We start from the raw sequence: 20856 nt of genomic DNA, 5'->3' as shown, positions 1-20856 counted from the left end.
ATTTGGAAGATTTCTGGCAAACTCTTTGACTATAAATAACGTATATCTTAAAGCTGAATCAGGCAATTAATATTAATAGTTTATGAAATTAGTTAATTTAATCACCATAGCAATTCTTGAAATGTCCGGACTGATTGACAAATTAAAGGCCCTGAAAGAGAAACTTCAGGATTTTCTTCCTGATCTTAATCCTCAGGAATCAAATAAAAAGCAGTTGATTTATATACCGCTGCGTGTTTCTGATCAGGACAAGACCAGGAAAAAGTCTTAAAGACAATTATATTCCAATATGAATAATGCTATGAATACTGCAGAAGAAATTCAAAATGCTTATATAGATTATGTTTTGACAAAAGGCATCAAACCAGCCTCGGTTTATGTATTTGCAAAAGAAAATAATCTGACGGAAGAGGAGTTCTATAATTTATATGCTTCCTTTGAAGGGATTGAAGAATCGATCTGGACTGAGCTTTGTGATAAAACATTGACTGAAGTACAAAATCAGGAAATATGGGAGCAATACTCTTCACGTGAGAAGACGCTTGCATTTTTTTATGCCTTTATTGAGTTGCTGAAGAGTAAAAGAAGCTTTGTATTGTATAGTTTGAAGCATTCAGGGCAAAGTATTGGTACACCGGCAATTTTAAAAGGAGTTAAAAAGCTTTTTGAAGGATTTGCATCCGGTCTGGTGGATCAGGGCGTAGAGTCGGGAGAATTGGCAAACCGACGTTTCCTGACATCGAAATATAAAGACGCTCTCTGGATTCAGTTTGGTGTCATTTTGAATTTCTGGGCTAAGGATAACAGCCCTGGCTTTGAAAAAACTGATGAAGCCATTGAAAAGGGAATTAATGTCACTTTCGATCTTTTTGGTAAATCACCATTAGATAGTCTGTTCGATTATGGGAAGTTCATGATGAATAATGGCGGCATGAAACCAAATGTTAAGTTTTAATAGCCATAATGACAATTAGAACTTCAATTGCTAAATGAAAGAACAGGACAGTATTCCAACATCAAAAACAGAACGTTCAGCTAAATTTGTAAAAACTGGTCTCAAGGTTGGCGGAAATTACATTAAGCATTACTCTAAAAAGTTATTTAATCCCTCTCTCAATAAAGATGAGTTAAATCTTGATAATGCAACAGATATCTATGCATCCTTAAGTGAGTTGAAGGGAAGTGCCCTCAAGGTAGCCCAGATGCTTAGCATGGATAAAAATATATTACCTAAAGCATACGTCGATCAGTTTTCGCTCTCTCAATACAATGCTCCCCCCTTATCAGGTCCACTGATAGTCAGGACTTTTAGTAAATATTTTGGTAAAACACCCTCAGAGATCTATGATGAATTTAACATCAGATCGGCCAATGCGGCTTCTATCGGACAGGTGCATCAGGCGAGCTTAAATGGTAAAAAGTTAGCAGTTAAAATTCAATATCCGGGAGTTGGCGACAGTATATCTTCGGATCTTAAAATGGTAAAGCCATTTGCATTCCGCTTATTAGGAATGAGTCAGAAGGAGCTGGAAGTTTACATGACTGAAGTAGAAGAACGGCTGCTCGAAGAAACTGATTACGACCTCGAAATAACAAGATCCATAGAGTTTTCTGAAGCTTGTAAAAACATACCTAATGTGGTTTTCCCTGCCTATTATCCTGATCTTTCTTCAAAACGGATTATCACTATGGATTGGCTTGAAGGACAGCACATGAAAGAATTTATGAAGACGAATCCTTCACAGGAACTCAGAGATAAGATTGGTCAGGCTTTGTGGGATTTTTATAATTTTCAGCAGCATGAGTTAAGAGCGGTACATGCTGATCCTCATCCAGGGAATTTCCTGATCACATCAGAAGGAAAACTGGGGATTATCGATTTTGGATGTATTAAAGAAATGCCGGATGACTTCTACTATCCTTTCTTTTCGCTTACCTCTACAGATATGCTGAAAGATAAGGCCAGGACAATTAAAGCATTTCGGCAGTTAGAGATGATCCGGGAAAACGATGATGCGGCGCAAATCGAATTTTACTACAGGATTTATAAGGAAATGATCGAATTGTTTGCTCAGCCATACATGTCGGATACCTTTGATTTTAGCAAGTCCGAATTCTTTGATAAGCTTTATTCCTATGGAGAGAAGATTTCCCGAATGCCTGAGTTCAAACAGGCCCGGGGTGTAAAGCATTTTATTTATGTTAACCGGACAAACTTTGGTTTATATAATATGCTTCATGATCTGGGTGCAACTGTAAGAACAGATACATGGTATCCGCATTTGGAGGTCGCTGTTTAAATTGGAATAATCAAAGCTTTGGATCTTCGGGGATTTCGTTAAGGGCGTGATAAATTAAAATATTTTGTTAAAAAATGTTAATCCTTACTTTTTAACGTTTAAAAGGATAAATTTGCTGCAATATGAAAATTCACCTATTACTGTTCTCTATTGTCATGATGCTTGGATTAAGCTCATGTCTTAAAGATGATTATGTTGACCCAACTGTTCAGGCTCAAAAGGACGATGCAACAATTGTTAAATTCCTGACTGATAATAATATATCTGCGATAAAGCACTCCAGTGGTTTGTATTATCAAATTATTCAATCAGGTGCTGGTAATATCACTTATACAGCTAATACAACCGTCACCTCTAATTATACCGGCAGATTATTGTCGGGACAGGTTTTTGATAAATCAACCACACAACCACTTGCTTTCAAGCTGGGGCAGGTTATTGTAGGCTGGCAAATCGGTGTTCCTCTGATCCAAAAAGGAGGCAAGATCAGATTGTTCATTCCTTCTGGTTATGGATATGGACCTCAGGGTTCAGGCCCGATTCCCGCAAATTCGGTACTCGATTTTGATATCGAATTAGTGGATGTTCAAAATTAAAAGCACAAAATGAAACAATATTTTAAATACGCCTTTGCAGTTATTTTTTTGTCGGGCATCCTTGTTTCCTGTGTTAAGGAATATGAGTCAATCGAAGTAATTGATGACCGTACTGTTAAGGAATACATACAGAAAAATAGTTTATCTGTTCAGGAGTATAATGGTACTGGTATTTATTATCAGGTTGTTAGTCCGGGACTTGGAGCTGAAGTGCAATATTCAGACCTTACTCCTGCATTAGTCACAATACGCTCATTGGATGGTAAATATGTTGCCGTTGATACTTTCAGTAATGGTAACCGATATTACAATTACCTTGGATATTTCAATCCTGAAGCCGTTCGCGTTGGAATCAAAGAGGTGCTAAAAAAATCAAATGGAACAATCAGAATTATTGTTCCTTCTCGTTTGGCATTTGGCAGGAATGGTACAACACAAATACCTGGCAATTCCTCACTTGATATTGTTGTTAAGGTAATGGAGAAGGAGAAAATTCCGCAGTATGATGATTATACAATAATCAAGTACATGGAAAAGAATGCCATGACCGGCTTTAGCAAGACTAACACTGGAATATATTATAAAATAGGTCAGCCAGGTACAGGAAGTCCAATAAGCGTTGATTCAACAGTGGTTGCAAACTATACAGGCAAATTACTGAATGGTACAATATTCGATCGTGCAGTAGCCGGAAGCGAGGCAACCTTTGCGCTCACTTCGGTGATTAAAGGATGGCAACAGGCAATTCCTCTCATTAATCAGGGTGGTAGTATTCGTATGCTAATTCCTTCAGCACTGGCTTATGGTATGGAGGGAAGTTCCCCTTCAATTCCGCCTTTCTCTTGCCTGGATTTTGAGGTTAATGTTACTGATGTCAAGTAATGTTCCTGGCTTATAAAGTAGAAGCTGGTTTTATTCAATAATCAATCTTTCTTTTAAGATGATTTATAAGAAGCATATTTTCATTTGCACAAATCAGCGTCCAGCCGGCGCAAGGGTTTGTTGCGGAGAAGAGCATGGTTCAGCGCTTGTCGCAGAATTTAAAAAATTGATAAAGAACAAAGGACTTGATGTTGAGATGAGAGCTCAGCGGACAGGCTGTTTTGATATTTGTGAACAAGGACCAACCGTTGCAATTTATCCTGAGGGAGTGTTCTACGGTAAAGTACAGCTAAGCGATGTTGAAGAAATCGTTTTCGAACACCTGGAAAATGACAGAATCGTCAGCAGGTTGCTGATCACCGAAAAGTAATACCTCTTCCATCATTCCCTTCGCTTGTCAATCCTATAGTTTACCTATAAATTTATATCGAATAAGCAGGCGTCCATATGTTGGGTGGTTCCCGCTTTCGCGGGAATGACAAGCCCTATAGGGGGAACTGTGGAGATTCTAGCCGTCGCTGATTCAACCTAAAATGTATTGCCGGAGGTTCCCACTTTCGTGGGATCCGATAGCTATCGGATGACAAGGGTTGTTTGGGAGTGAGGAGATTCCAGCCTTCGCTGGAATCGGTTCAGATCACTCCTCATTCCCAAGATATATAAAGACAAAAAATGAGTTAAAGCAAACATCATTTATAATACGGTTCCTTCATGCGATTCCAGCGAAGGCTGGAATCTCCTTATTAACCAAAAAATTTTGTCATTCCAGCGAAAGCTGGAACCTCCCGACTCTATACTTAATGACACCTTGCTTGACCCCTGTCAGTGCGGGCTTGACCCGCACCTAACTACTTATATAATTCTGCAATTGCTCAATCGTTTGTTTCTGGTCATTGATGACAAATTTCACCAGATCCCCGATAGAAATCATTCCTGAAACCTTTCCGTTATCGACTATTGGTAAATGGCGAATGTGTTTATCCGTCATTATCTGCATACAATGATCGATACTTGAGTTCAGGTTGATAACTTCCAGACTTGCAGTCATTACCTCTTTAATTTTAGTTTCTTTTGAAGATTTCCCCTGCAGAATGATCTTCCGGGCATAATCCCGTTCTGTAAAAATTCCTTTCAGTTCAGGGCCTTCCATCACCAGTAAGGCACTGATATTCTTATCCATCATAATTTTAAGAGCATCCAAAACGGAAGTATCCGGGTCAACAGAGTAAATTGACTGGGATTTATACTGTAGAATATTCCTTACTGTTTTCATAATCAGATGGTTTAGCTATTAAATATAATAAAATATTAAATGGATAAGATTTAGAAATTTCAATAATTGAATCTGGCTTAAGCCTGATTTTTTTAATCCAGGATAAATTGATTGCCTGAATTTTATATACCGATTTGCTAAATCCTTCTTTTTCTGCCAAAATTCTGCACCTATTTAAAATCTTACATGAAAATGATTAAGAAAGTCAATCTTATGACCGTAATTTGCCACAACATTCAAATTTTCATTAATATTAATGCGTGAAGGTATTCGGGGGGAGCCTTAAATAAATATGAGCGGTAAAACCATTTTAGTTTGGTTTAGAAAAGATTTACGGATTCACGATAACGAGATTTTAGCTGAGGCGGTTCGAAAAGGTGACAGAATTATTCCTGTATATTGTTTTGATCCCCGTCAATTTGAAATGACCTCATTCCAGACCAGGAAAACAGGTCTGATACGCACCCGTTTTTTACTGGAAAGTGTAGCTGACTTACGCGACTCTTTTAAAAGGGCGGGAGGTGATCTGATCATTAAGTTTGGTAAACCTGAAATTATTCTTCCTGAACTTGTTGCAAAATACCAGGTCAATGAAGTGTATCATCACCGTGAAGTAGCGTCTGAAGAGACCCGGGTTTCAGCAGACGTTGAAAATGCACTGTGGAAGCTTAAAATTAATCTGAAGCATTTCATCGGTCATACACTGTATCACAAGGAAGACCTTCCCTTTCCGATCAATAGTATTCCTGATGTCTTTACCAGTTTTCGTAAGAAAGTTGAACGCGACGGCTCAGTAAGGCCTTGTCACGAAACTCCGGGCATTATGAATTTTCCAGAGAATCTGGAAAGCAGCAAAATACCTGATCTCTGTGATTTTGGATTTGATGAATTTGAACCCGAAGACCCACGATCTGTGATGAAATTTTATGGTGGAGAGACAGAGGCTTTGAAGCGTATGCAGGATTATTTCTGGGACACTAACGCTGTTCAGAATTATAAGCAAACACGTAATGGCCTCTTAGGTTCTGATTATTCATCCAAGTTTTCTGCCTGGATTGCATTGGGATGCCTTTCACCAAGAGAAGTTTACTGGGAGATTAAAAAATATGATCAGGCCCATGGTTCCGTGGATTCAACCTATAGCCTTTTTCTGGAGTTATTATGGAGGGATTATTTCCGCTTTATGTTTAAGAAATACGGAAATAAATTTTTTCAGAAAATAGGCTTCAAGGGTATTGCACCCGAAGAAAGCGAAAACCAGCAGGAACTTTTCGAACTCTGGAAAAATGCTGAAACAGGCATTCCTTTTATTGACGCCAATATGAAGGAATTGAATGCAACAGGCTTTATGAGTAACAGAGGCCGGCAGAATGTAGCCAGCTTTTTGGTAAAGGATCTGAAGGTTAACTGGATGTGGGGAGCTTCTTATTTTGAAGAAAAACTGATTGATTATTGTCCGGCAAATAATTGGGGGAATTGGGCATATGTTGCCGGCGTGGGAAATGATCCCAGGGAATATCGTTATTTCAATGTGTTAAAACAGGCAATTGAGTACGATCCTCAGGGCGAATATGTAAGGTTATGGATCCCTGAACTTTCAAAGGTGCCCGGGGCCGGGGTTCATCAGCCCTGGAACCTCTCGCAAGCCGAACAGTCTGAATATCAATTGGTAAACTATCTGACAGCCCCTCCCTATACACCTGAATTAGTCTTTGTAAAAAAGTAATTCAACAGAAATGTTAATTAATGGCTTTTAAAGCATATTTAAGCAGTATTCATGAACTTTTTTTTCTTAATTTTCCGGCGTGGAAATTATGTGATTCCCTGTGTGCCCTTAATTTCAAATTAGCGTACACTTTTACACGATTCCATGCTTAAAATCTTATTTTTGTGTCGCAAACACTTTGTTTTTAAATGAAACCTGCATAAGCTTAACCCTCACCTAATAAAATGAACTTTAGCTCATGCAATCCCGCACATGCGTGACTTGAAAAACTATAATATACTAATGAAAAATTTATCATACCTCAACAACGCGAATTCTGCTTACATCGATTCTCTCTATCAGTTATACAAAGAAGACCCGGCTTCGGTTGAGTTTGGCTGGCAGAAATTCTTTGAAGGATTCGATTTTGGTCGCGGTTCCGAAGCAGGGGTAGTTAGTGCTGAAACTCCTGATCATTTCTTAAAGGAGATAAAAGTATTAAATCTCATAAACGGCTACAGACAGCGCGGACATTTGTTTACTAAAACCAATCCAGTTCAGGAGCGCAGGTCTTATTTTCCAGGTAAAGAACTTTCGACCTTTGGTTTAGATAATGGGGATCTTGAAACAGTATTTAATGCAGGCGTTGAAGTAGGTATCGGTCCTGCTAAATTAAAGGATATTCTGGCCCTTGTTGAGCAAACCTATTGTCAATCAATAGGGGTTGAATATAAGTATGTCAGAAATCCCGAAAAACTTAAATGGTTTGAGCATAGAATGGAATCTGAGCGTAATACGCCAAATTTCAGTATTGAAACCAAGAAAGGAATTCTCAAAAAGCTGAATGAAGCTGTCGTTTTTGAGAATTTTCTCGGCACCAAATTCTTAGGTCAGAAACGATTTTCACTTGAAGGGGCAGAAACAGTAATTCCGGCTTTGGATTTTGTTATTGGTAAAGGCGCTGATTTAGGCATAGATGAGTTCGTGATAGGGATGGCTCACCGTGGTCGTTTGAACGTTCTTGCCAATATCATGCAGAAAACTTATAAGGATATATTTTCTGAATTTGAAGGTAAGGGTTTTGATGCCAACACACCCTATGGAGGTGATGTAAAGTATCACCTGGGTTATTCAACTGATGTTCAAACAGGTTCCGGTAAAAAAGTCCATTTAAGCCTATGTCCTAATCCATCACACCTCGAAACTGTGGATTCAGTTGTGCAGGGAATGGTTCGTTCAAAGATTGATTTTAAATATGGTGGTGACTATAAACGTATTGCCCCAATTCTGATCCATGGTGATGCATCACTTGCCGGACAAGGAATAACTTATGAAGTTCTTCAAATGGCAAAACTGGATGGTTATAAAACAGGTGGAAGTATTCACCTCGTTATTAATAACCAGGTAGGTTTTACAACTAATTTCAAAGATGCACGATCTTCAACATATTGTACTGATCTGGCAAAGGTTACACTATCTCCTGTATTTCACGTGAATGGGGACGATGTGGAAGCCATTGTTTATGCAATCAACATGGCAGTAGAATACCGCCAGAAATACCATAATGATGTATTTATAGATATTTTATGTTATCGCCGATACGGTCATAACGAGGCTGACGAACCTAAATTCACTCAGCCGCTTTTATATAAAGCGATTGAAAAGCATCCTAACCCAAGGGAGATCTACAATCAAAAATTATTGGATCAGGGTACTGTAGATGCTAACCTGGCCAAGGAAATGGAAAAAAGCTTCCGTGCTTTACTACAGGACAGATTAAATGAAGCGAAAGAAGATCAAAGCTATTCGGCTGTACACCAGATATTTGGCGGATCATGGACTGGGCTTCGTCTGGCAAAACCGGGCGCCTTGGCCGAGCCGGTAAACACAAAAGTTCCTGCGAAGAATATTCTTTCCATCGCAAAAGAAATAAGCACTTTGCCCGGAGATAAGAAGTTTTTCAAGAAAATTGAAAAGCTTTTCGAAGAGCGGAAAAAGATGTCGGAAACCAAAGTGTTCGATTGGGCTATGGGTGAATTGATCGCCTATGGAACATTGCTTCAGGAGGGTTTCAGGGTACGTGTGAGCGGACAGGATGTAGAGCGCGGTACTTTCTCCCACAGACATGCTGTCATCACTCTTGAAGATTCAACAGAAGAATATGTTCCCTTAGCGATGCTCGATAATGGTGCTGCCAAATTCGAGATTTATAATTCACACTTATCTGAGTATGGAGTTTTGGGTTTTGAATATGGTTATGCACTGGCAAACCCTATGGCGCTGACAATATGGGAAGCACAGTTTGGTGATTTTGTGAACGGGGCACAGATCGTAATCGATCAATTTATAACCAGTGCCGAAACAAAATGGCAGCGCTCAAATGGTCTGGTCATGCTTCTTCCGCACGGATTTGAGGGACAAGGACCTGAGCATTCTTCGGGAAGAATCGAGCGATTCCTGGAAGCATGTGCCGACGAGAATATACAGGTTGCCAATTGTACAACACCTGCGAACTTCTTCCATGTTTTGCGCAGGCAATTAAAGCGTGATTTCCGTAAACCCCTGGTCGTATTTACGCCGAAGAGTCTGCTGAGAAGTGCACAATGTGTAAGTAAGCTTGAAGAATTTACTGACGGAGGCTTCCGTGAGCTGATTGATGACACTTATGTAAAGGCTGCTGATGTAAAACGGGTATTGTTCTGTAGCGGAAAGATTTATTACGATCTTCTTGAGAAGCAGCAGACTGATAAAATTAAAGATACTGCGATTGTTCGTTTGGAGCAATTGTATCCTTTACCTTATGATCAGATTGAAGCTGTCAGAAGTAAATATAAGAATGCGGATGAGCATGTTTGGGTACAGGAAGAACCTGAGAATATGGGGCCATGGCCATATATTTCGAGAAAATTCCGTAAGTCATCAATTAATTTTGACTTAGTGTCACGTAACGAAAGCAGTAGTACCGCAACAGGTTATGCGAAGCAGCATGTTGCTCAACAGTTATTTATTATTGCCAAAGCATTTGAAGCGAAAGCAGCAGGTTCTGAGGTAAAAAAACGGGTAGAAAAAACAGCAAAGAAAGTTATTGATATTGACTAATAGTATTAAGAAAAACCATTATGAGTTTAGTGATCAAAGTTCCGCCAGTAGGCGAATCTATTTCCGAAGTTACATTGTCCCAGTGGATCAAAAAAGACGGTGATTATGTTGAAATGGACGAAATCATTGCGGAGTTGGAATCTGATAAAGCAACATTTGAACTTACAGCAGAAAAGGCCGGAACTTTAAAAACCATTGCAAAAGAGGGCGATACTCTTGAGATTGGAGCACCTGTATGCAGTATTGAAGAAGGTGGAAGTCCGGCAGCAGGTAAACCTGCTGCAGAAGCAGCACCTAAAGCCGAGGCTCAAAGTCCGGCAATGAAGGTTGAAGATGCCAAAGCAAGTACTTACGCTTCAGGAGCTCCATCACCATCTGCTGCTAAGATTTTAGCTGAAAAGGGAATTGACCCTGCTAATGTGAGTGGAAGTGGAGTTGGAGGAAGATTAACTAAAGAAGATGCTCTGAATGCTTCAGCATCTGCTAAAGCTGAAAGTGCTCCTGCAAAACCTGCTGCAGCCGCTCCTGCAGCAAAGGCCGCCGCAGGTTCAAGAAACGAAAGACGTGAAAAAATGTCTTCACTGCGCAAGACAGTTGCTAAGAGATTGGTAACGGTTAAGAATGAAACAGCAATGCTGACTACTTTTAATGAAGTAGATATGCAGCCAATCATGGAATTGCGTGCCAAATACAAAGATAAATTTAAAGAGAAGCATGGCGTTGGTTTAGGGTTCATGTCTTTCTTTACCAAGGCTGTTTGTGAAGCATTGAAAGATTTCCCATCTGTTAATGCCCGCATTGAAGGAGAAGAAATTGTATTCAATGATTTTGCAGATATCTCTATAGCTGTTTCTGCACCAAAAGGATTGGTAGTTCCGGTAATCCGGAATGCCGAGTCGAAGTCTCTTGCCGAGATTGAAGCAACAGTAGTGGAATTAGCTGTTAAGGCCCGTGACAGTAAATTAACTATTGAAGAGATGACCGGTGGAACATTTACTATCACCAATGGTGGTGTATTTGGCTCAATGATGTCAACTCCGATCATAAATGCACCTCAATCTGCAATTCTGGGTATGCACAATATTGTTGAAAGACCGGTGGCCCTGAATGGTCAGGTAGTGATCAGACCGATTATGTACGTTGCTTTATCCTACGATCATCGGATTATTGACGGACGCGAGTCAGTTGGATTTCTGGTAAGGGTTAAGCAATTGCTGGAGGATCCGGCAAGGTTGTTACTGGGAGTTTAAGTTATAGGTTATAAGTTGTAAGTTATAAGTTGTAAGTTATAAGTAAAAAGGGTACTTCATGTAAAATGTAGTACCCTTTTTAATATTGAAAATATCGTGTTGACGACTGTATTTACAAGCTTTTTGAAATGTTGCCCGAACCGCTTTTGGTACTTTTCACCGCAGCGTTACCACCGTATCTGATATCTCCCGAGCCACTCACCACTGCATCCAGTTGTTTATCAGCAATAATTGAAATATCGCCTGAACCGCTTACTTTTGCATTGGCATTGGAGGTTTTTAAATTGTTGCCTTCGAAGTCGCCTGATCCGGCAATGGTGATCTTCGCATTTTTTGCATATCCCTTTGCACTGATTTCGCCTGAACCACTGATTACTGCACTGTAATTTTCAACCTCCATAGAGACTTCTATACTTCCTGAACCGCTGATGGTATTGCTGAGATTAGCTGATTTTACTTTACCATTCACCTCTACATTTCCTGAACCGCTTAGCACAAGGTTGTTGAGGTTTTTAGCCTGAATATAGATATTAACCTTGCCGGTATTATTCCAGCTGCGGGTGTTCATTTGTTTTTTGTTGCGAATCTTTAAAACTCCATCCTCTACCTTGGTTTCAATTTCATTAATCGCAGTGGCATCGCCCTCTAAACGTAAACTTTCGGTATTACCCATAGTGATGTAAACATTGTGTCTTCCCGAAATAGTAATTCCGGAGAATCCCGACACCTGACGTTCATCGTCTGTATTGATTATTTTACTGTCTGTAACAGTGCCTTTTGTATTCGCTACTGTGAGTTCTGATCCGGCAACAATGAATAATGCCAGTGTAATAAATTTTCTGAGGTGTTTCATCTTAATTATTTTTTATGGTTTTGCCCGAACGGTGTTCCGAGCTTTAGTTTTTCTGTTTATTAAGATGAGACGCGGGTTTAGGAATAAAGTTGCATGGGTATAAATTTATTTTCGGATTTTATTCCGATTGGCTGATTTCTGTTTCAATACTGTCTGGAAAAAATTGAAATTATAGGAATAATGATCTTAATTCTTATCTCATAATTTTTCTTTTTTCTTTTCCTGCAGCAGAAAAGAAACAAAATGCCGCCGCTGCACCTGATGCTATTCAAGTTAATGCTTTGGCTTGGTCTGTGCCTACCGCACCAGCTGAGGCGGAAAAAAACGGTAACGGAGATTTTGTGCTTAGGCCAAAGCTTATGAACAGTCCTGTCAGTATAGGTTAAAATATTGCAGGTTTCAAGTCAGTGAAAGAAGTATAAAAACTGATACCTTCCTTGAGGGAGCTTGCTTTTTATCCAACACTTAAAAACATGCTAAATAGGATATAAATGGCTATTTTATCTGAAAATTTATTTTCACTGGACACTATTGATTCCAGATTCAATCTGCTTAAGCCGGATGTAGAAGTTCAGGGTGTCCGGACTAAAGGCAGCGTTCATTTTTATCTTTTTCCATTCAGTTTCGGGTTTGATCCATTCCATTTTATTACCCCGTTTTATCCTTATCGGCATGTCAAAATTAGCTACATCTGCCTGCCAGCGATATGAAACCTGATTTCCTGCCTGTTTGTACTCCAGGACTGGAATCCGGGCATAACGCAGATACTGATCATAGATTTTAGTCAGATCCTTTCCCGTGAGCTTGTTTATATAATTCACAATTTCCTCTGTAGTGGTTGTTTTAAGGCCGAATTCCTTATTTATTCCCCTCAATAATTCACGCCATTTTTTATCATCATCCAGCAATATGCGGGTCATATGAATCAGGTTAGCCCCTTTATAATACATATCTCCTGATCCTTCCTGATTGACATTGTAGGTGCCAATGATAGGTTTGTTATTCATGATATTCGACCTGATACCGGCAATGTACTTCGAACCGGCAGCTTTTCCGTCTCTGCTTTCAACAAACAGGGCTTCCGAATACATCGTAAAGGCCTCATGTATCCACATGTCGGCAATATCCTTCGCCGTAATATTATTTCCGAACCATTCATGTCCGGTCTCATGGATGATGATATAATCCCATTTTAAGCCAAGTCCGGTACCCGAAAGATCCCGGCCTCTGTATCCATTGAGATATTTATTGCCATAAGCAATTGCACTCTGATGTTCCATGCCCAAATAGGGGGTTTCTATCAGTTTATATCCATCGCGGTAAAAGGGATAGGGGCCAAACCAGTTTTCAAAGACTTTAAACATTGGCTTTACATTCGCGCCGAATTGCTTTTTTGCTTTCTCAAGATTCTCCCTCAGAACATAATAATCAAGCGTTAAATTCCCGTTTTCGCCGGGATATTTATCATTGAAATGGACATAGTCGGCCACATTGAGACTGACATTGTAATTGTTGATCGGATAAGAAACAAACCAGTTAAATTGGGTATAACCATCTCCAAGGTCTTTAGCAGAACGCAGCCGGCCATTGCTTACATTCATTAATCCTTTCGGGACTGCAATGCTGATGAGCATGTTGTCAACCTCATCCGACTGATGGTCTTTGGTAGGCCACCATGAACTTGCTCCAAAGCCCTGGCAGGACACACTTACCCATGGCTTGCCGTTCTGATCGCTGGAAAAAGTAAATCCTCCATCCCAGGGCGGATTTATCGCAATTGTTGGATTCCCATTATAAAACACTCTGAATTCTTCCTTACTTCCCTTTTTTATGCTTTCCGGAAAATCAATTAAAACTGCGTTGAATTCTCTGCTAAATGGAATATCCTGCCCCCTGTAGCTTACTTTTTCGATGTTCAGATTTTCGAAAAGATCGAACTGAAGCCGCTTTAGATCCTGAACCGCGGTGAATCTGAACAGATTTGATCCGCTGATCATCTTTTTTTCGATATCAAGTTTGATATCCAGATGATAGTAATTGATGTCATATGAACTCCTCAGCGGACTTAAGTTTCCTCTGAGTGTATCAGCTCTTGTAAAGGTATTGTCTTGTCCCTGGCTGTTTGTGATTAAGAATGTCAGTGAAAAGAGTAGGAGGGTCAGAGTCTTTATCTTAAACATGAGGTTTGTATTGATTATAGCTTGTAATAATTGGTCAAAGAATATCAAATGTAATTAATTAGGATTAATAGGATTATAGGATTTTAGGATTAGAATGGTTGTTAGATTTATAATTCGTGTTAGTTTTCGTAAGAGCAGCGTTCCTAATCCTATTAATCCTATCATCCTATCAATCCTATTTTATGATTAGCGTGATTCATACTTCATAATAGTTTTCGTTATAGCAGCTTTCCAAATCCTAAAATCCTATAATCCTACTAATCCTATTAATCCTAATATTTGTTAACTTTGATCCAAATTTAAAATATACAAAATGCAATTCGACGTAATAGTTATAGGTAGTGGTCCGGGTGGTTATGTTGCCGCCATTCGTTGTGCCCAGTTGGGCTTAAAAACAGCACTAATTGAAAAATACAGTACATATGGTGGTACCTGCCTAAATGTAGGATGTATTCCATCAAAGGCTTTATTAGACTCATCAGAACATTATCATAATGCCCTTCATACATTCAAAGAACATGGTATCAATCTTAAGGACCTTAAGCCCGACCTGAAACAAATGGTGAAGCGTAAGGATGAGGTTGTTGCCCACACCACGGGGGGAATTGCATTCCTTTTAAAGAAAAACAAGGTGAGTACCTTTCAGGGAATGGGCTCTATGGTCGATAAAAATACAGTGAAAGTTAACAAGGCCGACGGAACCTCTGAAACTATTACAGGTAAAAATGTGATCATCGCAACTGGTTCAAAGCCAACTCAGCTTCCTTTCCTGAAAACTGATGGTAAACGAATCATTACTTCAACCGAGGCATTGAATTTAACCGAAATTCCAAAGCATTTAATCCTGATCGGTGGCGGTGTTATCGGACTTGAGCTGGGCTCTGTTTATGCCCGTCTGGGATCAAAGGTTACCGTAGTAGAATTCATGGATTCTATTATCAGCACAATGGACAAGAGTTTGGGTAAAGAACTTCAGAAAGTTCTGGCTAAACAGGGAATGGAATTCCTGTTAAGTCATAAAGTTACAGGAGCAAGTGTAAAAGGTAATAAGGTAACTGTAACTGCTGATAGTCCGAAAGGCGAAAAAATCAGTCTGGAAGGTGATTATTGCCTTGTTGCAGTAGGCCGTGTCGCATACACTGAAAATCTGGGCCTTGAGAATATTGGAATCACTTTAGATGAGCGTGGTAAAAAGATCCCTGTGAATGAGCACCTTGAAACTTCTGTTCCCGGAGTTTATGCTATAGGTGATGTGATAAAAGGTGCTATGCTGGCTCATAAAGCCGAAGATGAAGGAACTTTTGTGGCTGAAGTTATCGCCGGACAAAAACCACATATCAATTATAATCTGATACCCGGAGTAGTTTATACCTGGCCTGAAGTGGCTAGTGTGGGCTATACTGAAGAGCAATTGAAAGAAAGTGGTACTAAATACAAGAGCGGTTCATTTCCATTCAAAGCCAGCGGACGTGCCAGGGCAAGTAATGATTCAGACGGATTTATTAAAGTACTTGCGGATGCATCCACCGACGAAATCCTTGGTGTACACATGATCGGACCAAGAGCCGCTGACATGATTGCAGAAGCGGTCGTAGCAATGGAATTCAGGGCATCAGCTGAAGATATTGCAAGAATATCCCATGCACACCCAACTTATACCGAGGCATTTAAAGAAGCCAGTATGGCGGCTACTGAAAATAGAGCAATTCATATTTAATTTGGAGTTATAAGTTTTAAGTTATAGGTTATAAGTTTTGGAAATTTGTTCCAAGAGAAATATTTCCGAAGTCCCAATAGAAAGCAGCATTGTATTCTTTGCGAGAAAATTACTGGCAACAGATAACAGACAACTGATAACTAATACAAAAAACAGATAACCAACAATGCAAATTGTCTATCATATTGCAATAATCCTACTTACCATTGCAGCTATGGAGGCATTTTCATGGTTTATTCATAAGTATCTGTTTCACGGTCCTTTATGGTTTATTCATAAAAGCCATCATAGTGAAAGGCATGGCTGGTTTGAATTTAATGATGTATTTAGTCTGCTTTTTGCCGCCATATCGCTTTATCTGATGTGGGTAGGAAGACTTGATTTAAGTTATAAGTTTTGGATAGGGCTTGGGATTTCGGTCTATGGAATAATCTATTTTATTTTTCACGACTGGTTCATACACAATCGTTTTAAGAGTTTTAAATCTACCAACCCATATCTTTTAGGAATCAGAAGGGCACATAAGATCCATCATAAGTCGACAAAAAAGAATCCTTCCGAAGAATTTGGCCTGCTGCTTGCTTCCAAAAAGTATTTCAGTCAGAAATAAATGCTATTTTCCCTTTAAATAATTGCAGATGCAGGTAATCGAAAACGTCCCTCTTAAGAAGCTCAATACCTTCGGAGTTGCAGCCAATGCAGCCTGGTACGTTGATATAAGGGATGAAAATGATTTACAGGCTCTGTTTGCACAGGATCGCTGGAAAGATTGTCCGCGTTTGGTTTTGGGCGGGGGCAGCAATATGTTGTTTACCACCGATTTCAGCGGCCTTATCATTCATATGAAAATTCAGGGCATCCGCTATGAGGTAAAAGGGGATGATGTTTTTGTGACCGCCGGCGGAGGTGTTGTGTGGAATGATCTGGTTAATTATTGTGTGGATAATGGATTCGCCGGCATTGAAAATCTGAGCCTGATCCCCGGTTCAGTTGGTGCGGCTCCGGTACAGAATATCGGAGCTTATGGTGTTGAACTTCAGGATATTTTCCACTCATGCAGGGCCTTTGAGATAGCAAGTGGCAGGATCAGGGTGTTTGATAAGGAGGATTGCGGATTCAGCTATCGCGACAGCGTATTTAAGTCGGCCCTGAAGGGACTTTACATCATTACTGAAGTAAGCTTTAAACTTTCAAAAATATTCAAGCCTGAGCTGGCCTATGGTGCCATCAGCGATGAACTCCGGAAAAGGGGAATCAGTAATCCCGGTATAAAAGATCTTTCTACTGTCGTTTCTCATATCCGCGTAAGCAAATTACCTGATCCGGCGACCATTGGTAATGCCGGAAGTTTTTTTAAGAATCCGGTAATTCCTGAAGCTCAGTTCCTTAAGTTGAAGGCAGCATTCCCTGAATTGGTCCATTTCCCCGCACAAGAGGGATTTATTAAGATCTCGGCAGGATGGCTGATTGAGCATTGCGGATGGAAAGGCAAAATTGCTGGCAATACCGGAACATGGAAGAATCAGGCCCTGGTACTGGTAAACCATGGCAATGCGAGCGGTAAGGAGATCTATCAATTTTCAGAATCAATTATTGAAAGCGTTCATGCCAAATTTGGTATTCATCTTGAGCGCGAGGTTAATATTATTTGAGGTTAAAAAGCTAATTCTTATTCGGGAAAAGTCAATCTGGCTTCAGTCAAAAGGTGTAATTCCATTATTTAGAGATCGGGAGGATCCAGCTCTGCTCGGACCGATTTGATCGCTTGAAAAAGGGTTGTTATTATTGGGAGGTTCCAGCTTTCGCTGGTTCCGATAATTATCGGAAGACAAATCGGGTGGGAGTGATCGGGAGATTCCAGCCTTCGCTGGAATCGGCCCAGGTCAATCGTATAATAAAGAACTATTCCATTGCAACCCCTGAAATAAATATTGAATATAATAATTAAAACGAAACATCATTTAGCATAGGGTTTAGCACTTCGATTCCAGCGAAGGCTGGAATCTCCCTAATCCTAAAAAACCGTTGTCATTCCCACGAAAGTGGGAACCTCCTGCAACATGTTATAAAGTCCCATTAGTTCAGGTCTGAACTACCCGTATCGCCTCTTACAAAGTCGGATCAGCGAAAGCTGGGATCTCCCTAACCTAAACAACCCTTGTCATCCGATAAAATCGGATCCCACGAAAGTGGGAACCTCCCCAATCCAATTTGTTGTATGCAATTAGACTTGAATTTCCGCAAACCCAAACAACTTTGTAATTCGCTTTGCCAGGATCTCCGGCAACAAACCCAGGCATTTAGAACCACCGCAGGCAGGAACCTCCCTCCATTGTCACGAACCAAACCCCTTTTACCGTAAACTCCCTATCAACCCAGCACTTTATTGTTCAGAAAGCTCCTTCAAAGACTCCAGTCCGCTGGTAAATGGCTTATCCATCATCATGTCCATACCTAAACCCATCCAGCGGTCGGGTAAAGTTTTCGACTCACCACTTAATGACCAGGTAACCTTTATTCCATCCGAGGTCTTTTCAAAGCTAAAATTAGAAGTGGCCGAATTTTCATGGGGTTGACGAAATTTAAGCTCATAATCCAGCGAAGTGTAGGGATTTACTTTAACCAATTCCATACTTCCTGATCCAAGTTCTTCACCTTCCCATTCCCATATATTACCCGGCTCTGCACTGGTACCACTAATTTTTATCTTTGCAGTAGGTTCCATTTTAAGCCAGGGATTCCATTTATGGAAATTGTTCATATCTGCAACATTCATGTAGACTACACTGTCTGCTGCCTTGATTAAAATTGATCTCTGGAAAGAATATGATTTTGGCAGCAAACGTCCACCAATAAAATAAATGGCAGCCAATACAATCACAATAATTCCAATAATTCGCAATGCTTTCATAATTAATACGTTAGGTAATATTAAGTTAAAGAATTTTGGACTTATTCTAATATTTTTTCTCTTTTTTTTCGCTTAACAGGATGTGGTCTTAGCTTAAACAGAATTATGGCTCATCCGGGATGATTTTTCTTAATTTTGAAAACGATATTACAGCAGATGAAATTCAGGTTCTTAGTACTCATATTTATATTCTTATCAGTCCATTCGTACGCAGAATCTATCGGGCTGGATGAAATCAGAAATATCAAGGTAGCGGTTCACCGGGCAATTGAAAGTTCAGCTGTAACTGACTCACTCTATCTTACGCTTAAGTCTGAGAGCAACCAAAGTCCGCTCATTGTTGCCTATATCGGTACACTGGAAGCTTTGAAAGCAAAGCATAGCTGGAATCCTTACAATAAGATCAAATATGTATCCCTTTCACAAAAGACGATGAGGAAAGCAGTAGAACGTGATCCCAATAATCTGGAGATCCGCTTTATGCGATTCACTATACAGCATTATACTCCTTCCTTTTTGGGTTTCAGTAAGGATCTTGATGAGGACCGCAAAGCGATTGTCAGGCAATTCAAAAACAAGAAGTTCGGACTTGCTGATGCTCCCCTGATCAGGAATATAGCCGCATTTATGATCGAATCTGACAGATGCCTGAAAGAAGAACTGCCCGTATTCAAAAAGTATATCTGATATTTGAATATGGAGAATACCTATCTGCTGATCAATTTTCTGACTGTATTATTTCCTGTCATTCTTTCATTTGATAAGCGGGTCAGATTTTATCAAAGCTGGAAAAATATCTTCCCCGGGCTTTTTATCAGCGGTTTGCTTTTTCTGTTTTGGGATTATCTCTTTACCATTTACGGGGTATGGTCTTTCAATCCTGATTACATCATAGGCATTTATTTTCTGAATTTACCCTTAGAGGAAGTCCTCTTTTTTGTGACTGTTCCCTTTGCCTGTATTTTTATCTATGAATGCCTTAATTATTATATAAAGGGGGATCTGTTAGCATCTGTTTCTGTTTATATCACCTATGCACTGATCCTTTTATGTGCCGTTTTATTGCTGCTGTATTACGATAAGGTTTATTCGCTGATTACCTTTGGCCTGCTGCTGGTGATTTTGCTGCTAGCCCAGTTTGTCTTCAAATTGAAGTTTTTAAGCAGGTTCTATCTCGCCTATCTGGTTTCCCTGATCCCATTTTATATTGTTAATGGATTGCTGACTTCAATTCCGGTAGTCCTTTATAATAATGAAGAGAATATGGCATTCAGAGTCGGAACCATCCCATTTGAGGATCATTTTTATTCGATGGCGATGCTATTGCTGAATGTCATGTTCTTTGAGTATTTCCGTAAACGGGCAAAGGCAGTATTTGAATCAGCTGCGTCCAGAAAAAATTGAAATAATGATCTTATTCTTAACTAATAATTTTTCTCTTTTCTTTTCCTGCAGCAGAAAAGAAACAAAATGCCGCCGCTGCACCTGATGCTATTAAAGTTAATGCATTGGCTTGGTCTGTGCCTACCGCACCAGCTGAGGCGGAAAAAAACGTTAACGGAGATTTTGTACTTAGGCCAAAGCATATGAACGATCCTGTCAGTATAGGTAAAAATACTGGAGGTTTAAAGTCAGTGAAAGAAGTATAATAATTGGTAAATTTTATTTTAATCGGATATTAGTGATTCATGAATAAGCTTCCAGAATATAGTAAGTCCTATCTCGCCCTGAGAAATGGGCAGGATAAACCACAGATCTGGGTCGCATTCAAAGGCATAATTTATGATGTTACCGAAAGCCGGCTATGGAAAAACGGGAAGCACTATGAGCACTGGGCCGGGCAGGATTTGACAGACGAACTAAAGGATGCACCCCATAGCGATCAGGTGTTTGCGAAGTTTGAGGTTGTGGGGAGGTTGGTGACAATTGACAGTTGATAGTTGACAGTTGACAATTGACCCGAAATCGTAATGTCATTGCGAGCCTGCCTGCCGTAGGCAGGTGCAGCGCGGCAATCCCCTTACAATAGTGATAATCGTCATAAGATTGCTTCGTCGTGCCTCCTCGCAATGACAAGAGTAGTGTCATTG

The 20856-nt window shown here is 39.9% G+C and carries 20 protein-coding genes; 15 read left to right on the top strand and 5 right to left on the bottom strand.

The features are described 5' to 3' along the window. Positions 1–82 precede the first annotated feature (82 nt). The 6 genes from VGE44_RS14160 to VGE44_RS14135 all read left to right on the top strand — a co-directional run bounded on the left by VGE44_RS14160 (position 83) and on the right by VGE44_RS14135 (position 4148). Positions 83–271, top strand: a complete 189-nt coding sequence (locus VGE44_RS14160) for a hypothetical protein (RefSeq protein WP_331080240.1) — start codon at positions 83–85, stop codon at positions 269–271. A 30-nt stretch (positions 272–301) separates the two neighbouring features. Then, positions 302–955 (top strand): TetR family transcriptional regulator C-terminal domain-containing protein, encoded by a 654-nt coding sequence (locus tag VGE44_RS14155; RefSeq protein WP_331080238.1) that lies wholly within the window; start codon positions 302–304, stop codon positions 953–955. Between the two features lie 34 nt (positions 956–989). Further along, entirely contained in the window at positions 990–2300 is a 1311-nt protein-coding gene (locus tag VGE44_RS14150) for an AarF/ABC1/UbiB kinase family protein (RefSeq protein ID WP_331080236.1), read from the top strand. Positions 2301–2422: 122 nt separating this feature from the next. Then, a complete protein-coding gene (locus VGE44_RS14145) occupies positions 2423–2896 on the top strand; it encodes an FKBP-type peptidyl-prolyl cis-trans isomerase (protein WP_331080234.1) in 474 nt (157 codons plus the stop codon). Positions 2897–2905: 9 nt separating this feature from the next. Beyond that, on the top strand, positions 2906–3778 hold the full coding sequence (locus VGE44_RS14140; RefSeq protein WP_331080232.1) for an FKBP-type peptidyl-prolyl cis-trans isomerase: 873 nt from the start codon (positions 2906–2908) through the stop codon (positions 3776–3778). A gap of 58 nt (positions 3779–3836) precedes the next feature. Beyond that, entirely contained in the window at positions 3837–4148 is a 312-nt protein-coding gene (locus VGE44_RS14135; RefSeq protein WP_331080230.1) for a (2Fe-2S) ferredoxin domain-containing protein, read from the top strand. A 474-nt stretch (positions 4149–4622) separates the two neighbouring features. On the opposite strand, the gene VGE44_RS14130 is transcribed toward VGE44_RS14135, so the two are convergent. After that, complete coding sequence (locus tag VGE44_RS14130) at positions 4623–5051, bottom strand: CBS domain-containing protein (protein ID WP_331080228.1); 429 nt, start codon at positions 5049–5051, stop codon at positions 4623–4625. Next, positions 5020–5211: a hypothetical protein gene (locus VGE44_RS14125; protein WP_331080226.1), complete on the bottom strand. Its 192-nt coding sequence runs from the start codon at positions 5209–5211 to the stop codon at positions 5020–5022. The genes VGE44_RS14130 and VGE44_RS14125 overlap by 32 nt, the downstream gene beginning before the upstream one ends. A 132-nt stretch (positions 5212–5343) precedes the next feature. Between VGE44_RS14125 and VGE44_RS14120 the strand changes: the two genes are divergently transcribed. The 3 genes from VGE44_RS14120 (at position 5344) to odhB (ending at position 11105) form a co-directional block, all read left to right on the top strand. Continuing rightward, a complete protein-coding gene (locus tag VGE44_RS14120) occupies positions 5344–6777 on the top strand; it encodes a DASH family cryptochrome (protein WP_331080224.1) in 1434 nt (477 codons plus the stop codon). Positions 6778–7059: 282 nt separating this feature from the next. Further along, positions 7060–9855, top strand: a complete 2796-nt coding sequence (locus VGE44_RS14115) for a 2-oxoglutarate dehydrogenase E1 component (RefSeq protein ID WP_331080222.1) — start codon at positions 7060–7062, stop codon at positions 9853–9855. 20 nt (positions 9856–9875) lie between these two features. Continuing rightward, positions 9876–11105, top strand: a complete 1230-nt coding sequence (odhB, locus tag VGE44_RS14110) for a 2-oxoglutarate dehydrogenase complex dihydrolipoyllysine-residue succinyltransferase (RefSeq protein ID WP_331080220.1) — start codon at positions 9876–9878, stop codon at positions 11103–11105. Positions 11106–11217: 112 nt separating this feature from the next. Here odhB and VGE44_RS14105 read toward each other — a convergent pair whose 3' ends face one another. Together VGE44_RS14105 and VGE44_RS14100 are read right to left on the bottom strand one after the other, a co-directional pair. Continuing rightward, entirely contained in the window at positions 11218–11958 is a 741-nt protein-coding gene (locus VGE44_RS14105; protein WP_331080218.1) for a head GIN domain-containing protein, read from the bottom strand. Positions 11959–12476: 518 nt separating this feature from the next. Then, positions 12477–14138 (bottom strand): M1 family metallopeptidase, encoded by a 1662-nt coding sequence (locus tag VGE44_RS14100; protein WP_331080216.1) that lies wholly within the window; start codon positions 14136–14138, stop codon positions 12477–12479. 313 nt (positions 14139–14451) lie between these two features. On the opposite strand from VGE44_RS14100, the gene lpdA reads away from it, so the two are divergent. From lpdA to murB, 3 genes are all read left to right on the top strand, one after another. Continuing rightward, positions 14452–15855, top strand: coding sequence for a dihydrolipoyl dehydrogenase (lpdA, locus tag VGE44_RS14095; protein ID WP_331080214.1), 1404 nt, complete (start codon positions 14452–14454; stop codon positions 15853–15855). A 166-nt stretch (positions 15856–16021) separates the two neighbouring features. Continuing rightward, positions 16022–16465: a sterol desaturase family protein gene (locus VGE44_RS14090; protein WP_331080211.1), complete on the top strand. Its 444-nt coding sequence runs from the start codon at positions 16022–16024 to the stop codon at positions 16463–16465. A 28-nt stretch (positions 16466–16493) separates the two neighbouring features. Continuing rightward, positions 16494–17507 (top strand): UDP-N-acetylmuramate dehydrogenase, encoded by a 1014-nt coding sequence (gene murB, locus VGE44_RS14085; protein WP_331080208.1) that lies wholly within the window; start codon positions 16494–16496, stop codon positions 17505–17507. 731 nt (positions 17508–18238) lie between these two features. On the opposite strand, the gene VGE44_RS14080 is transcribed toward murB, so the two are convergent. After that, positions 18239–18766, bottom strand: a complete 528-nt coding sequence (locus tag VGE44_RS14080) for an SRPBCC family protein (protein ID WP_331080206.1) — start codon at positions 18764–18766, stop codon at positions 18239–18241. Positions 18767–18901: 135 nt separating this feature from the next. Between VGE44_RS14080 and VGE44_RS14075 the strand changes: the two genes are divergently transcribed. From VGE44_RS14075 to VGE44_RS14065, 3 genes are all read left to right on the top strand, one after another. Further along, the gene (locus VGE44_RS14075) at positions 18902–19453 is read left to right on the top strand and encodes a hypothetical protein (RefSeq protein WP_331080204.1); all 552 of its coding nucleotides are present in this window, start codon (positions 18902–18904) and stop codon (positions 19451–19453) included. A 9-nt stretch (positions 19454–19462) separates the two neighbouring features. Next, complete coding sequence (locus VGE44_RS14070; protein WP_331080202.1) at positions 19463–20170, top strand: lycopene cyclase domain-containing protein; 708 nt, start codon at positions 19463–19465, stop codon at positions 20168–20170. Between the two features lie 284 nt (positions 20171–20454). Continuing rightward, positions 20455–20703 (top strand): cytochrome b5 domain-containing protein, encoded by a 249-nt coding sequence (locus tag VGE44_RS14065; RefSeq protein ID WP_331080200.1) that lies wholly within the window; start codon positions 20455–20457, stop codon positions 20701–20703. The last annotated feature ends 153 nt before the right edge of the window (positions 20704–20856 follow it).

Origin of the sequence: Daejeonella sp. (genome assembly GCF_036405355.1) — a bacterium.
In the GTDB taxonomy this organism is placed as follows: Bacteria; Bacteroidota; Bacteroidia; order Sphingobacteriales; family Sphingobacteriaceae; genus Daejeonella.
This window is presented reverse-complemented; position numbering and strand designations above follow the sequence as displayed.